The 13454-nt window shown below is 62.0% G+C and carries 15 protein-coding genes; 2 read left to right on the forward strand and 13 right to left on the reverse strand.

Annotated features, from left to right (window positions below; all coding sequences use genetic code 11):
* Window positions 1-9: 9 nt before the first annotated feature.
* Both AC1DMK_RS24165 and AC1DMK_RS24170 read left to right on the forward strand, forming a co-directional pair.
* On the forward strand, window positions 10-3306 hold the full coding sequence (locus AC1DMK_RS24165) for an efflux RND transporter permease subunit (protein ID WP_477862641.1): 3297 nt from the start codon (window positions 10-12) through the stop codon (window positions 3304-3306).
* 256 nt (window positions 3307-3562) lie between these two features.
* Window positions 3563-3952, forward strand: a complete 390-nt coding sequence (locus AC1DMK_RS24170) for a Crp/Fnr family transcriptional regulator (RefSeq protein WP_477862642.1) — start codon at window positions 3563-3565, stop codon at window positions 3950-3952.
* Between the two features lie 115 nt (window positions 3953-4067).
* On the opposite strand, the gene ureG is transcribed toward AC1DMK_RS24170, so the two are convergent.
* From ureG to urtD, 13 genes are all read right to left on the reverse strand, one after another.
* Window positions 4068-4679, reverse strand: a complete 612-nt coding sequence (gene ureG / locus AC1DMK_RS24175) for an urease accessory protein UreG (protein ID WP_477862644.1) — start codon at window positions 4677-4679, stop codon at window positions 4068-4070.
* Between the two features lie 91 nt (window positions 4680-4770).
* Entirely contained in the window at window positions 4771-5442 is a 672-nt protein-coding gene (locus AC1DMK_RS24180) for an urease accessory protein UreF (RefSeq protein WP_037062404.1), read from the reverse strand.
* Between the two features lie 6 nt (window positions 5443-5448).
* Complete coding sequence (gene ureE, locus AC1DMK_RS24185; protein ID WP_037062406.1) at window positions 5449-5925, reverse strand: urease accessory protein UreE; 477 nt, start codon at window positions 5923-5925, stop codon at window positions 5449-5451.
* A gap of 79 nt (window positions 5926-6004) precedes the next feature.
* Window positions 6005-6868 (reverse strand): GGDEF domain-containing protein, encoded by an 864-nt coding sequence (locus AC1DMK_RS24190; RefSeq protein ID WP_477862800.1) that lies wholly within the window; start codon window positions 6866-6868, stop codon window positions 6005-6007.
* A gap of 336 nt (window positions 6869-7204) precedes the next feature.
* Window positions 7205-8914: an urease subunit alpha gene (gene ureC / locus AC1DMK_RS24195; protein WP_477862647.1), complete on the reverse strand. Its 1710-nt coding sequence runs from the start codon at window positions 8912-8914 to the stop codon at window positions 7205-7207.
* A 3-nt stretch (window positions 8915-8917) separates the two neighbouring features.
* Window positions 8918-9541, reverse strand: coding sequence for a Urease operon accessory protein (locus tag AC1DMK_RS24200; protein WP_477862802.1), 624 nt, complete (start codon window positions 9539-9541; stop codon window positions 8918-8920).
* A gap of 16 nt (window positions 9542-9557) precedes the next feature.
* Entirely contained in the window at window positions 9558-9968 is a 411-nt protein-coding gene (locus tag AC1DMK_RS24205) for a lysozyme inhibitor LprI family protein (protein ID WP_477862649.1), read from the reverse strand.
* Window positions 9969-9988: 20 nt separating this feature from the next.
* A complete protein-coding gene (locus AC1DMK_RS24210) occupies window positions 9989-10294 on the reverse strand; it encodes an urease subunit beta (protein WP_037062410.1) in 306 nt (101 codons plus the stop codon).
* A 10-nt stretch (window positions 10295-10304) separates the two neighbouring features.
* The gene (locus AC1DMK_RS24215) at window positions 10305-10559 is read right to left on the reverse strand and encodes a DUF1272 domain-containing protein (protein WP_477862652.1); all 255 of its coding nucleotides are present in this window, start codon (window positions 10557-10559) and stop codon (window positions 10305-10307) included.
* A 7-nt stretch (window positions 10560-10566) separates the two neighbouring features.
* Window positions 10567-10869, reverse strand: coding sequence for an urease subunit gamma (locus AC1DMK_RS24220; protein WP_037062411.1), 303 nt, complete (start codon window positions 10867-10869; stop codon window positions 10567-10569).
* Between the two features lie 20 nt (window positions 10870-10889).
* Window positions 10890-11711: an urease accessory protein UreD gene (locus AC1DMK_RS24225; RefSeq protein ID WP_477862654.1), complete on the reverse strand. Its 822-nt coding sequence runs from the start codon at window positions 11709-11711 to the stop codon at window positions 10890-10892.
* Between the two features lie 191 nt (window positions 11712-11902).
* Window positions 11903-12598, reverse strand: a complete 696-nt coding sequence (urtE, locus tag AC1DMK_RS24230) for an urea ABC transporter ATP-binding subunit UrtE (protein ID WP_037062413.1) — start codon at window positions 12596-12598, stop codon at window positions 11903-11905.
* A gap of 100 nt (window positions 12599-12698) precedes the next feature.
* Complete coding sequence (gene urtD, locus AC1DMK_RS24235; protein WP_477862657.1) at window positions 12699-13454, reverse strand: urea ABC transporter ATP-binding protein UrtD; 756 nt, start codon at window positions 13452-13454, stop codon at window positions 12699-12701.

Genomic DNA, 13454 nt, shown 5'->3' on the forward strand with positions numbered 1-13454 from the left:
GACGGCCCGATGAACTTTTCAGCCTGGTCAATCCGAAATCCCATCGCGCCGCTTCTGGCCTTTGCCCTGCTGCTTTTCGTGGGCATTCAGGCCTTCAACAAGCTGCCGATCACGCGCTTCCCGAACATCGACGTTCCGCTCGTCTCGGTCTCGGTGACCCAGAGCGGTGCGTCGCCTGCCGAGCTCGAAATGCAGGTGACGAAGGAGATCGAAGACGCCGTCGCCAGCATCACCGGCATCGACGAAATCCAGTCGACCGTCTCCGACGGTCACTCGCAGACCGTCATCATGTTCCGCATGGAAGTGCCGACGGAACAGGCCGTGCAGGACACCAAGGACGCGATCGACCGCATCCGCGGCGACCTGCCTGCCAACGTCGAAGAGCCGATCGTTTCCAAGATCGACGTCGAAGGCCAGGCGATCCAGACCTTCGCGGTTTCCTCGCCTGATATGACGCTCGAGGAGCTTTCCTGGTTCGTCGATGACACCATCAAACGCTCGCTGCAGGGTCAGACCGGCATCGGTCGCGTCGACCGCTACGGCGGCGCCGAGCGCGAGGTGCGCATCGAACTCAACCCCGACAAGCTCAACGCCCACGGCATCACCGCTGCAAGCGTCAACCAGCAGCTTCGCGGCACCAACGTCGACCTCGGCTCCGGTCGCGGTCAGGTCGCCGGCAGCGAGCAGGCGATCCGCGTGCTCGGCGACGCCCGCAATGTCGCGGAGCTTGCCAATACGACGATCGCGCTGCCGAACGGCCGCTTCGTCAAGGTCTCCGATCTCGGCGCCATCAAGGACACCTACGAAGAGCCGAAATCCTTCTCGCGCTTCAACGAGACGCCTGTCGTCACCTTCGGCGTGTTCCGCTCGAAGGGTGCCAGCGAAGTCAGCGTCGCGCAAACCGTATCGAAGAGCCTCGAAAAGGTGCGGGCCGAGAACCCGAACGTCAACATCGAGCTCATCGACGACTCGGTCTACTTCACCTACGGCAATTACGAAGCCGCCATGGACACGCTGCTCGAAGGCGCGCTGCTCGCCATCGTCGTCGTGTTCCTGTTCCTCCGGAACTGGCGCGCGACGCTGATCTCGGCGGTCGCGCTGCCGCTGTCTGCGATCCCGACCTTCTGGATCATGGACCTGATGGGCTTCTCGCTGAACCTCGTCAGCTTCCTGGCATTGACGTTGGCGACCGGTATTCTTGTCGATGACGCGATCGTCGAAATCGAAAACATTGCCCGCCATATCAAAATGGGCAAGACGCCGTATCGCGCCGCCATCGAGGCCGCCGACGAAATCGGCCTTGCGGTTATCGCCACGACCTTCACGATCATCGCCGTCTTCGTGCCGGTGTCGTTCATGCCGGGTATCCCCGGCCAGTACTTCATCCAGTTCGGCCTGACGGTCGCCTTTTCCGTATTCTTCTCACTGATGGTCGCCCGCCTCATCACGCCGATGATGGCAGCCTATCTGATGAGTCCCGAAGACGGCATCGAAGACCACCACGACAACGACGGCTGGTTCTTCCGCGGCTATACGCGGCTCGTGCGTGCTACGACCAGCCGCTGGTGGACCCGCTATGCGACGCTGATTGCCGCAATCGGCTTCCTCATCGGCTCGGTGGCCCTGCTTGCGCAGGTGCCGGGCAGCTTCCTGCCGCCGGAAGATGCGTCCCGCATCGTCCTTTCGGTCGAACTGCCGCCGAACGCGACGCTCGACGACACAGAGGCGACCACCGACGAAATCTTCAGGAACGTCAAGGATATCAATGGCGTTGATAGCGTCTTCGTACTCGGCGGCGCATCGCCGAAGGGCGATCTCGAACTGCGCCGCGCGACCGTAACACTCGCTCTGCAGAAACTCGACCAGTCGTTGTTGAAGAAGCTTGTGAACGATTTTCTGGGCGCAATCCCGTTCATTGGCCCGCACCTCCCGAAGGTCGAGGTTCACGGCCGCGTCCGTCCGCAATGGGATATCGAGAAGGAAGTCTTTGCAAAGCTCCGTCACATCCCCGACGTGCGCATCCTGAAGCTCAACGACCGCGGCGAGCGTGACCTTTCGTTCAACTTCCTCTCCAAGAACGAGCGGGATCTGAGCAATGCCGTCGGCATTCTGGAAGGGAAACTGCGTGCCGACCCGTCGCTGGCAAACGTCAGTGCCGATGGTGCCCTGCCCCGGCCGGAACTGCAGGTTCGCCCGCGCAAGGATCAGGCCGCCCGCCTCGGCATTACGCCGCAGCAGATCTCGGAGACCATCCGTGTCGCCACGATCGGCGATGTCGATGCAGCCCTTGCCAAGATCAATCTGGACGATCGCCAGATCCCGATCCGGGTCCAGGCCTCGGTCGACATGCGGCGCGATCTTGCCGCTCTCCGGGCGTTGAAGGTCCAGACTGCCAGCGGTGGAACCGTTCCGCTCGCGACCGTCGCCGATATCGATTATTCGGAGGGCGTCAGCTCGATCAAGCGTAACAACCGCAACCGTGTCGTCTCCATCGGCTCCGACTTGCCGCAGGGCGTCGCGCTCGACACGGCATCGGCCCGCTTCCGCGAAATCGTCAAGGAGTCCAACATTCCGCCGACGGTTCAGCTTGTCGAAAGCGGCGATACCAAGGTGCAGAAGGAAATGCAGCAGAGCTTCGTCAACGCCATGTTGATGGGTCTGATGCTGGTGCTGACGGTGCTGGTCCTGCTCTTCAAGGACGTGATCCAGCCCTTCACCATCCTGTTCTCGCTGCCGCTTGCCATCGGTGGCGTGGCCGTCGGCCTGCTGGTCACCAACAATCCGCTCTCGATGCCGGTGCTGATCGGCATCCTGATGCTGATGGGCATCGTCACCAAGAACGCGATCCTGCTCGTCGATTTTGCCATCGAAATGCGCCATCGCGGCATGCAGCGCGTCGAAGCCATGGTGGAGGCCGGACGCAAGCGCGCCCGGCCGATCATCATGACCTCGATTGCCATGTCGGCCGGCATGCTGCCATCGGCGCTTGGCGTCGGCGAAGGCGGTTCGTTCCGTGCCCCGATGGCAATTGCCGTGATCGGCGGCATCATCGTTTCGACCGTTCTGTCTCTGGTTGTCGTCCCTTCCTTCTTCCTGATCATGGACGATCTGTCCCGCCTGCTCGGCTGGGCGTTCGGCCGCCTCGTCGGCAAGAAGGATCAGGAAGAATTGCCGTTGTCCCGCGAAGAGCTGACGGAGGCCGTCGGCGCGCTCGATGACCGGGTCTCGGCCATCGAGAAGCCGGACAGCAAGCGCGGCAAATCGGGCGGCAACGTCGTTCGCTTACCCCCCTTCGCGGCGGAATAGCGCTCCAGAAACACCAAGGCCGGGGCTCGCTCCGGCCTTTCTTTTTCGTTCAGGAATTGATCGAGATCAATTCCTGAACCTCAGTCTCCGGTAATCCTCGTCAATATGTCACGGGTGGCGGCTCTTGCCGCGCAGCCAGGGAGAAACTGATGAGTGACGGTTTGACATTGAGCGGTGCGCAAAGGGCAGTGCTTGGCCGCGCCTTGATTGCTTCGGGGCTCGACGCAGATGAGCGCGATGCGCTGCTGTCCTGGCCGTGGCGACCCGCTATGAAAGCCAGGATATCCTGTTTTACGAAGCCGAGACCGCGCACCACTTCTACTGCGTGCTCAGCGGTTATGTCAGGCTCTACCGGCTTGGCGCCGATGGGCGTGCGGCGGACCTCAGCATCTGCGAACCGGGCGACAGTTTCGGCGAATGCCTGATCCTGTCCGGCGAAGGCTATAACTATAGCGCGCAGGCAATGGACCATGTGATCCTTGCACGCTTTAATCTGGCAAAAGTCCGGGCGCTGCTCGACGAACGGCCCCGCATCGTGACCGCCATCATGCGCAGCCTCTCCAGGCATCTGCTGTCGACGCTGGATTGCCTGGCGGGCGTCCGCTTGCAGACCGCCCCCGCGCGATCGACGATATCCACGCGCTGAAGCAAATCTAGAGTTTCCGCTTCTCCTCGAAGCGCGACAACGCTCTATCTTTTTTGCCTTACGCAATTCCGGACGCAAAGCCGCTACGCACTTTTGCTGGAATTGCTCTAGGGGGTCAGAGCCCGCCGTGCTCCTTCAGGAAATCCACGATCGAGCCGACGCCGTCGCCGCGCTTCATGTCGGAAAAGACGAACGGTCGCGCTTGGCGCATGCGCGTCGCATCGCGATCCATGACGTCGAGATCCGCCCCGACGTAGGGCGCGAGATCCTTCTTGTTGATCACGAGCAGGTCCGACTTGGTAATGCCCGGGCCGCCCTTTCGGGGGATTTCCTCGCCCTGGCAGACCGAGATCACATAGATCGTGATGTCGGCAAGATCAGGAGAAAAGGTGGCAGCCAGGTTGTCGCCGCCCGACTCGATGAAGACGATGTCGAGATCCGGAATGCGCTTGTTGAGCCCGGCGATGGCCTGCAGGTTGATCGTCGCATCCTCGCGGATCGCGGTATGCGGGCAGCCACCGGTCTCCACGCCGACGATGCGGTCGGACGGCAGCGCCTGCATGCGCATCAGCGCCTCGGCATCCTCGGTCGTATAGATATCGTTGGTGACCACGGCGACCGAATACTCGTCGCGCATCGCCTTGCAGAGCTTCTCGGTGAGCGCGGTCTTGCCGGAGCCGACCGGCCCGCCGATTCCGACCCGCAAAGGTCCGTTTGTTGATTTCATGTTCTGAACTCCAATCGAAAACGATGATAGCGCGGCGCCTTAGAGGCGGCCACCGGCAAATGACGCAGGGCGGGACGACACCGGCCCCTCCTCACGATCGGAACAGTCGCGTCGATTGCGTCTCATGACGAAGCGCCATGATGTCTGCCTGGATGGTCGCAGATCCCAGATCATCCAGCGTCGATGCGGCGGCGCGCCGTGCGGTCGCGGCAATGTCACCTTCAAGGTCGGCAAGGATGGCAACGCCATCCTTCTGACCGGCGACACCCAGCCGGATGCCGGCTGAAACGGCCTGTGACACGTAGGCATGCAAAAAGGCGGCGATCGCCTTTTTGCATGCAACGCCATGCGCGCCCGCAACCGCACCGATCGCCACCGGATAGGCGACGGCCAGCGGCAGCCGGTCGAACACCGGGTCCGGCCAGGCGCGCGCAGCGGTCAGAAACGCATCCCCGAGCAGCATCGTTTCCTGATGGCGCTCGCGCGAACCGGCGAGCGCTTCCGCGACTTCGGCAACCGCTGCGAGCGAGGCGGCTTCCCCGTGAGCGCGATGACTTTCAGCAAGAAGAACGGCGTCGTTCCAGACTGCCCCTCGAGCAATCAGCCCGGCAACCCAGTTCGCCAGCGACGGCCCATCATGCACGAGGGCGTCATGCACGGCGCGCTCCAGCCCACCCGAGTAGGCAAACGAGCCCACTGGGAAAGCCGGCGATAGCCACGCCATCAGCCGCAGCAAAGCCTGCAGATCGCCATCGTCGGTCATGAGTGCTCAGTCGTGCGAATGGCCATGATCGTGACCGTGCGAATGGCTCCCGTGCGAATGATAGGCGCCGCGCGCCGGCTGGAATGGCTCGGAGACCTCAGCCACCGTCGCACCCAGTCCCTCCAGCATCGCGCGGATGACATGGTCGCGTAGGATCAGGATGCGATCCTCCTCGATCTGCGCACCGAGATGCCGGTTACCGAGATGCCAGGCGAGCTCGATCAGATGCAGCCGATCCCTCCCCTTGATCTCGAAAAGCTTCTCGTCTGCAGCAACGATTTCGATCAGTTCTCCGTCCTCCAGCACCAGCAGGTCGCCACTGGCGAAAAGCACGGGCTCCTTCAGGTCGAGCATGACCATGTCGCCGTTTTCGAGATGCAGGAGCTTGCGGCGCAGATGCCTTAGATCGTGGGTCAAGACGACCTTGCCGGTGGGGTGGGAGGAAGGCGTGCCGGCCGGAAGATAGGAGGTAACGTGCTGCATGGCATGTCCATTTCGATTGAGACCCTGACCATGCAAAATAGCCCTCCGCTATGCAAGCGTCAAAGCATCGGCACGGCCGCTATCCTGCATTCTTCACGCCGGCGGCATAGTCGATGTCGATTGCCGAAGCGCCCTTGCTGTTTTCCATCAGCTGCCGGCGCCGTTTGTGATGCAGTCCCTCCGCCTCGTGCACGACGCGGTTACGCCCGAGCGCCTTGGCAAGGTAGAGAGCCTTGTCGGCGGCAAAATACACCGCCTCCTTGCTTCGATCCGCCTCGAATTCCGCAATGCCGGCCGAAACGGTAATGCTTATCGCATTGCCGTCGACCACAATGGGGTGGTCGGCGAGCTGGGCACAGACCGATCGGATCTGCGCGACGCGCTCCTCTTGAACGGTGCCAACGACAATCGCTCCGAATTCCTCGCCGCCGAGCCGAGCGGCGACGCAGCGGCCGCCGAAGGCCGAGGCAAGAGCGGCCGAGACGGCAACGATCACCGCGTCTCCGCTGGCGTGGCCGAAACGATCATTGATGGCCTTGAACCGGTCCACGTCGAAGATCGCAAGACAGGCCTGAACTTGAATCCGGTCCAACGCCTCGGTAAATGCGCGCCGATTGAGAAGGCCAGAGAGCATGTCGGTGCGGCTTAGCTGCTCGAACCTGGCGCGCGAAACGCTGAGCTGATGCAGGGCGTGACCCGCCACCAGCGCAAGCGCACCGGAAACGACCCCGCCGATCAGCCAGGAGAGAACGACACCGTAGACAATAGCTTGGGCAAGCGAGACAGGCAGCATGCCAAGCTGATCGAACACCGGCAGAAGCAACGTGATTGCAACCGACGAAAGCATCACGGCAAGGAAGCTCATCTTGAGAGCGAACGTGTAAATCGTGCTGCGATTCTGAAAATCGCCAAGCTCTGCCTGGAGTGAAATTCTCATCCGAATCGACCTTCTTGCCCAGCGCCAAGCACATTGATTAGATACCAACCGCTGCCGAATTCTTAAGTGAACCGCTAAGATTTGACCGACTTTGGTGAATTGATCTTCATCGGAAAAATGACTGAAAACGTTACGTTTTCGGAGCTGAATCAATATGCCAATTGGGAAACTCAACTCACTGATTTTAAATATATTTTTAAAACAGGTTCTTGCTGTTGTCTCATTGCGGACGCACCGCCCCAAGGTGGAACACGATTCCGTGAAACAACAACTTTAAGGGGATTTCGTTTAAAGTGCCACGCGAGACACGGCCGGCACCTCGGCGCCGGCCGCCAGGAGCGCCTAGAACAGAAAGTAGCGCTGCGCCATCGGCAGCACGGTCGCGGGCTCGCAGGTCAGCAATTCGCCGTCGGCGCGCACCTCGTAGGTCTCCGGATCCACCTCGATATGCGGGGTCAAATTGTTGTGGATCATCGACGCCTTGGAGATGCCGCCGCGGGTGTTCTTGACGGCCAGCAGCTTCTTGGCGACGCCGAGCTTCTGCGGCAGTCCGGCGTCGAGCGACGCCTGCGAGACGAAGGTGACTGAGGAATTGGTGCGCAGCTTGCCGTAGGCGGCAAACATCGGCCGGTAGTGCATCGGCTGTGGAGTCGGGATCGAGGCATTCGGGTCACCCATTGGGGCTGCAGCAATCGAGCCGCCCAGCAGCACCATCTCGGGCTTGACGCCGAAGAAGGCCGGGTTCCACAAGACGAGATCGGCGCGCTTGCCGACCTCGATAGAGCCGATCTCATGGCTGAGGCCCTGGGCGATGGCGGGATTGATCGTGTACTTTGCGATATAGCGGCGCACACGGAAATTGTCGTTTTCGCCCTTCTCTTCCTTCAGGCGACCGCGCTGCCGCTTCATCTTGTCCGCCGTCTGCCAGGTACGGATGGCAACCTCGCCGACGCGGCCCATGGCCTGGCTGTCGGACGAGATGATCGAGAAGGCGCCGATATCGTGCAGGATGTCTTCGGCGGCGATCGTTTCCTTGCGGATGCGGCTTTCGGCAAAGGCGATGTCTTCCGGGATCGACGGCGACAGATGATGGCAGACCATCAGCATGTCGAGATGCTCGGCGATGGTGTTGACAGTATAGGGCCGTGTCGGGTTGGTGGACGACGGGATGACGTTCAACTGGCCGCAGATCTTGATGATATCGGGCGCGTGCCCGCCACCGGCGCCCTCGGTGTGGAAGGCGTGGATGGTGCGACCCTTGATGGCGCCGATCGTATCCTCGACGAAGCCGCTCTCGTTCAGAGTATCGGTATGGATCATCACCTGGATGTCGTATTCGTCGGCCACCGAAAGGCAGCAGTCGATCGCAGCAGGGGTGGTACCCCAGTCCTCATGCAGTTTCAGCGACGAAGCGCCTGCGAGCACCATTTCCTCAAGCGCTGCCGGCAGCGATGCGTTGCCCTTGCCCGCAAGCGCAAGGTTCATCGGGAAAGCATCGAAGCTCTCGATCATGCGCTCGATGTGCCAGGCTCCGGTGCAGGTGGTGGCGAGCGTGCCATGCGCCGGTCCCGTGCCCCCGCCCAGCATGCAGGTCACGCCTGACATCAGCGCTTCCTCGATCTGCTGCGGGCAGATGAAATGGATGTGCGCGTCCATTCCGCCCGCGGTGATGATCTTGCCTTCGCCGGCAATGGCCTCCGTCGACGGGCCGACGATGATGTTCACCCCCGGCTGCGTGTCCGGGTTGCCGGCCTTCCCGATCGCAGCGATACGGCCATCCTTGAGGCCTATATCGGCCTTGACGATACCCGTATGATCGATGATGACCACGTTCGTGATAACGGTATCGACAGCACCCGCCGCCCTCGTCGCCTGGCTTTGCCCCATGCCGTCGCGAATGACCTTGCCGCCGCCGAACTTTACCTCTTCGCCGTAGGTCGTGAAGTCCTTTTCTATTTCGATGAAGAGTTCCGTATCGGCAAGGCGGACCTTGTCGCCGACGGTCGGGCCGAACATGCCGGCATAGGCGGCGCGGGAAATCTTGTAGGGCATATGTCAGGCTCCTTGGGAGGAAGAAAGGGATGCAATCGCCGGAAGCCGCGTGACGCGGCCGGCGGCGACAAAACTGTCGACGAGCTGCCTTTCGGCAGCAAAGGGATGCCACTCCCAGCCCGCATGGCCGAAGCCGGCGAGCGAGATGTGGGCATCGGGAAATTTGTMCATGACTTCGGCAATCACGATCAGGCCGCTGCTCGGCACGACGTACGGAGCGGGATCGAAAGCCGCCAGCGCGGCGTCGACGCTTTCATGAATCAGTTTGTCAACGACCACATGCGTCTTGCCAGCATCGGCGCAGAAGGCGTTGAATTGCTTCGTATAGTCGTCGCAGAAGTCATCGAGCTCCGGATGCGAGACGGCAAGCGGCGCGCGAAGGGCCGCGAACTTTTCGGGGTCGCGAACGCTCCAGATGGCCGCCGCCTCGCGCACGGCCGGATGCTCCGCCCATTCCCGGGATCCCAGCATCGCCTTGGCGGGGCGCCCTGTATTGCAAACTGCGACGACGTCCGTGCGGCCGGGGCTCGCCTCATAGGATCGGCACTCGTTGAACCGGATGACGTACCCGGCCGCAGACACTGCAGCCGCTCCCGCCTCCCCGATGTCCCCATTGCCGACGATCATGATAAAGCTTGCCACCTCAGTTGCTCATCGCGTCTTCAAGCGCCTTCAGCTCTTTTGTTCGCGCATCGGTCACGTTGGCGATGCACCCGGCAACCAGCGTCGGCTCCATTGAGCCGCCGCGGGCCTGAAAGCCCTCCGCTTCGCATTCCGCATCCCGATATGCGATCCAGGCGCGCTGCGCCGTGACCAGCGCTTTCTCGACCCCTTTCATGCCGCCATCCAGGTCGGCATCGACGGCAACCATGACGGCACGCGTCTTCTTGTACTGGACATTGAGCGCCTTGTCGGCGGCGTCCTGGCGAGCCTGCTCGCAGGACGTCATGGCGGACTGCGTTGTCGGGTTCTTGCAATCGACCTCCTGCGCGCTCGCACCGCCGGCCAGCAGCAGCGCGCACATTGCCGCAGCGAAATGCATTCCAAGGCGCATCAATCCCTCCCGGTATTCACTTAGAGCTTGCCCATGACAAGCTGGCGGAAGCCGTAGACTTCCCTCTTTCCGGAAAGTGGGATGAGCGTTACCGAGCGCGTCTGCCCCGGCTCGAAGCGCACCGCGGTCCCGGCCGGAATATCCAGCCGCATGCCGTGAGCCTTCTCGCGGTCGAAGGAGAGACCGGCATTGGTTTCGCCGAAGTGATAGTGGCTGCCGACCTGAACCGGACGGTCGCCCGTGTTGGACACGTCGAGCGTGATTGTCGGCGCGCCGGCGTTCAATTCGATGTCGCCGCTCGCGGCAATAATTTCGCCTGGGATCATGGTCTTCTCCTCACGCGGCCTTGACGGGCGCGCAGCCCTCGGCCTTCAGGATACGTTTCGTCGATGCCGGGTACCTGGCGAGCATTGCGGCGGGGCGCACCGGCCGGCTCACCAGTTCGCCGCCGCAATTTGGGCAGGTTCCGCCCAGAGCACCGCCTGCACAATCCGCGCAGAACGTGCATTCGAACGTGCACATCATGGCGTCGCGGCTATTGGGCGGCAGGTCCCTGTCACAGCACTCGCAGTTGGGTCGCAGTTCCAGCATATCGATCTCAGCGGATCGGTTCGTGCACGGTGACGAGCTTCGTTCCGTCAGGGAACGTCGCTTCGACCTGCACGTCATGGATCATCTCAGCGATACCCTGCATCACCTGGTCGCGTCCGATGACGTGGGCACCGGCTTCCATCAACTCGGCGACCGGGCGACCGTCCCGTGCGCCCTCCACGACGAAGTCGGAAATGAGCGCGATTGCCTCGGGGTAGTTGAGCTTGACGCCACGCTCCAGCCGCCGCCGGGCGACGATCGCCGCCATGGAAATCAGCAGCTTGTCTTTTTCTCTCGGTGTGAGGTTCATCGTGCATCCATCTGCTTGAATTATAGATTCCAGACTTTCGGCACAGGCGCGCCGTTGCGCAAGGAGGAAATGATCGGGATCAGGATTTTTCTGAGAGCGAAGCCGTCTGGCGCCGCAAGCCGGACGACGAGCTTGCCGGCCCAGGTGCTGGCACCGCCCATATGGCCGTCGAGCAGCGGTCGAACGGCACCCAGATAGGCTTCCGCCGACGGCCCGACATAGAGCAGCGTCGCAAAGGCAACCTTGCCGCCCAGCATCGCCTGTTCACCGGCCAGCGCAGACACGCTGCCTGCGAGGCAAAGATCCTCGGCGTGGCACAGCCTGCCCGCCTGCCGGATGCGCCAGCGGTCGCGGAACATACCGGTCTCGACCGCCTCGCCCATCGCCTTGCGTCCGAGCAGAATGGCTTCGACCGCGAGGAACTCCGCACCCTCGTCAAGATCGACGTCGAGCCTGCGCAACAGCGACGAGCGGTCGAACAGGATGGTTTCCTGCGGCAACCAGTCGACGCGCGCGTTGGCGCCGACCTTGATCGTCGTCGTCACCTCGGCCGTTCCGGCTGACGCCTTGTAGATCTTTTCGCAGGCCTGGGTGGTCACGTCGATGCGCGTGTCGGGGTCGGCAACGACGCTCCAATTCATCCGGTCGCCGCCCGTCAGGCCACCGGCCGTATTGATGATGACCGCTTCCATGGAGGCGTTGAACGTATCCGGCAGCCGGATCTTGGCAGCACCATCCTGATAGAGTTCCCGGATGCGTGTGCGCCCGCCAAGGGCTTTCGCGGCCAGATGCCCTCGCCCCTCGGCCCTTTGCGGTCTCGTGGCTGCGGCAGCGTTCGTCATTTCATCCCCTCGCCATCCCCTCGCCATACCCTCGGAAGACCACCGATTTGCCAGCCTGTTTTCAGTCGATCCTGCAAACGATTGAAGGCACGCAATTCTCATGCCGCCCCCCAGGGGGCCACAACACAACCAAGATATACCGAACAAGGCAGCTCGACTGCCTTGAAAAGCGGCAATTGCCCGCCGCACGATCAGACGGTCAGATGGCGGCGCGCCTCCGGCGTGTCCAGCGTCTCGGCCAGCCCCTGATGCACGATCTCGCCGCGGTCCATTATATAGACGTAGTCTGCAAGTTCTCGGCAGAAGTCGAGGTACTGCTCGACGAGCAAAATCGCCATTCCGGTGCTGTCGCGCAAGTAGCGGATCGCCCGGCCGATATCCTTGATGATCGACGGCTGGATGCCCTCCGTCGGCTCGTCGAGGACGAGGATTTTCGGCCGCGTCACCATGGCCCGGCCGATCGCCAGCTGCTGCTGCTGCCCGCCCGAGAGGTCACCGCCGCGACGCCCCAACATGGTTTGCAGCACCGGAAAGAGGCTGAAGATATCGTCCGGAATGTTCTTCTCGCGCCGACCGAGCGGCGCAAAGCCCGTCTCCAGGTTTTCCTTGACGGTCAGCAACGGAAAGATCTCCCGGCCCTGCGGCACGTAGCCGATCCCCTGCTTGGCCCTGGCATAGGGCGGCAGGCCGTTGAGCTTCGTGTCGTTGAACGTGACGGTTCCGGCAGACAACGGGTGCTGGCCGGTAACGGCGCGCAGAAGAGAACTCTTCCCCACGCCGTTACGCCCCAGCACGCAGGTGATCTTGCCCATCTCGGCCTTGATCGAGATGCCCCGGAGCGCCTGAGCGGCGCCGTAGTGCAGATTTGCATTTTCGACTGTCAGCATAATGCCGTCTCCTGGCGAACTGCGGGCTCCAAGTCCCCTCCCCACTCCCCACAAGAGGGAGGCACTTTACCCGCACCGATAGCAAAGAGATAACTCATCCTCAGCGCCCCAAATAGTTTTCGATCACCCTCGGATCGGAACTCACGAAATCGATCGATCCCTCGGCAAGCACGGACCCTTCCGCAAGGCAGGTCACCTTGACGCCGAGGTCGCGGATGAAGCCCATGTCGTGCTCGACCACCACGACGGAACGCGTCTTGGCGATCTCCTTGAGCAGGACGGCTGTCTCGCTCGTCTCCGCATCCGTCATGCCGGCAACGGGCTCGTCGACCAGAAGGAGCTTCGGCTCCTGGGCAAGCAGCATGCCGATCTCCAGCCACTGCTTCTGGCCGTGAGAGAGATTTGCCGCCAGGTCGTCCCGACGGTGCGTGAGCCTCACGGTGTCGAGGATCTCCACCATGCGCTCGCGGTCGGCCGCCGACAACCGGTAGAACAATGTCGGGAAGACGCCGCGCTTGCGGTTCAGCGCCAGCTCCAGATTGTCCCATACCGTATGGCTCTCGAAGACCGTCGGCTTCTGGAACTTGCGGCCGATGCCGAGTTGCGCGATGTCGGCCTCGTCCTTCTTGGTCAGGTCGATCTGGCCGTTGAAATAGACATCTCCTTCGTCCGGCCGTGTCTTGCCGGTGATGATGTCCATCATCGTTGTCTTGCCGGCGCCGTTGGGACCGATGATCGCCCGCAGCTCGCCCGGCTCGATGACGATCGAGAGCGAGTTCAGCGCCTTGAAACCGTCGAATGAAACCGAGACGTTGTTGAGGTAGAGAACGCTGTTTGGTTTGACGTCGGGGATCAT

This window comes from Rhizobium sp. 05L419 (assembly GCF_056397845.1).

Coding starts and splice junctions, on each gene's coding strand:
- urtE (WP_037062413.1), bottom strand. CDS start 12,598: ATGCTGACAGTCGAAAATGCAAATCTGCACTACGGCGCCGCTCAGGCG.
- AC1DMK_RS24180 (WP_037062404.1), bottom strand. CDS start 5,442: ATGACCGACGATGGCGATCTGCAGGCTTTGCTGCGGCTGATGGCGTGG.
- AC1DMK_RS24205 (WP_477862649.1), bottom strand. CDS start 9,968: ATGCGCCTTGGAATGCATTTCGCTGCGGCAATGTGCGCGCTGCTGCTG.
- AC1DMK_RS24225 (WP_477862654.1), bottom strand. CDS start 11,711: ATGACGAACGCTGCCGCAGCCACGAGACCGCAAAGGGCCGAGGGGCGA.
- AC1DMK_RS24165 (WP_477862641.1), top strand. CDS start 10: ATGAACTTTTCAGCCTGGTCAATCCGAAATCCCATCGCGCCGCTTCTG.
- urtD (WP_477862657.1), bottom strand. CDS start 13,454: ATGATCCCCGACGTCAAACCAAACAGCGTTCTCTACCTCAACAACGTC.
- AC1DMK_RS24220 (WP_037062411.1), bottom strand. CDS start 10,869: ATGAACCTCACACCGAGAGAAAAAGACAAGCTGCTGATTTCCATGGCG.
- ureG (WP_477862644.1), bottom strand. CDS start 4,679: ATGAAATCAACAAACGGACCTTTGCGGGTCGGAATCGGCGGGCCGGTC.
- AC1DMK_RS24215 (WP_477862652.1), bottom strand. CDS start 10,559: ATGCTGGAACTGCGACCCAACTGCGAGTGCTGTGACAGGGACCTGCCG.
- ureE (WP_037062406.1), bottom strand. CDS start 5,925: ATGCAGCACGTTACCTCCTATCTTCCGGCCGGCACGCCTTCCTCCCAC.
- ureC (WP_477862647.1), bottom strand. CDS start 8,914: ATGCCCTACAAGATTTCCCGCGCCGCCTATGCCGGCATGTTCGGCCCG.
- AC1DMK_RS24210 (WP_037062410.1), bottom strand. CDS start 10,294: ATGATCCCAGGCGAAATTATTGCCGCGAGCGGCGACATCGAATTGAAC.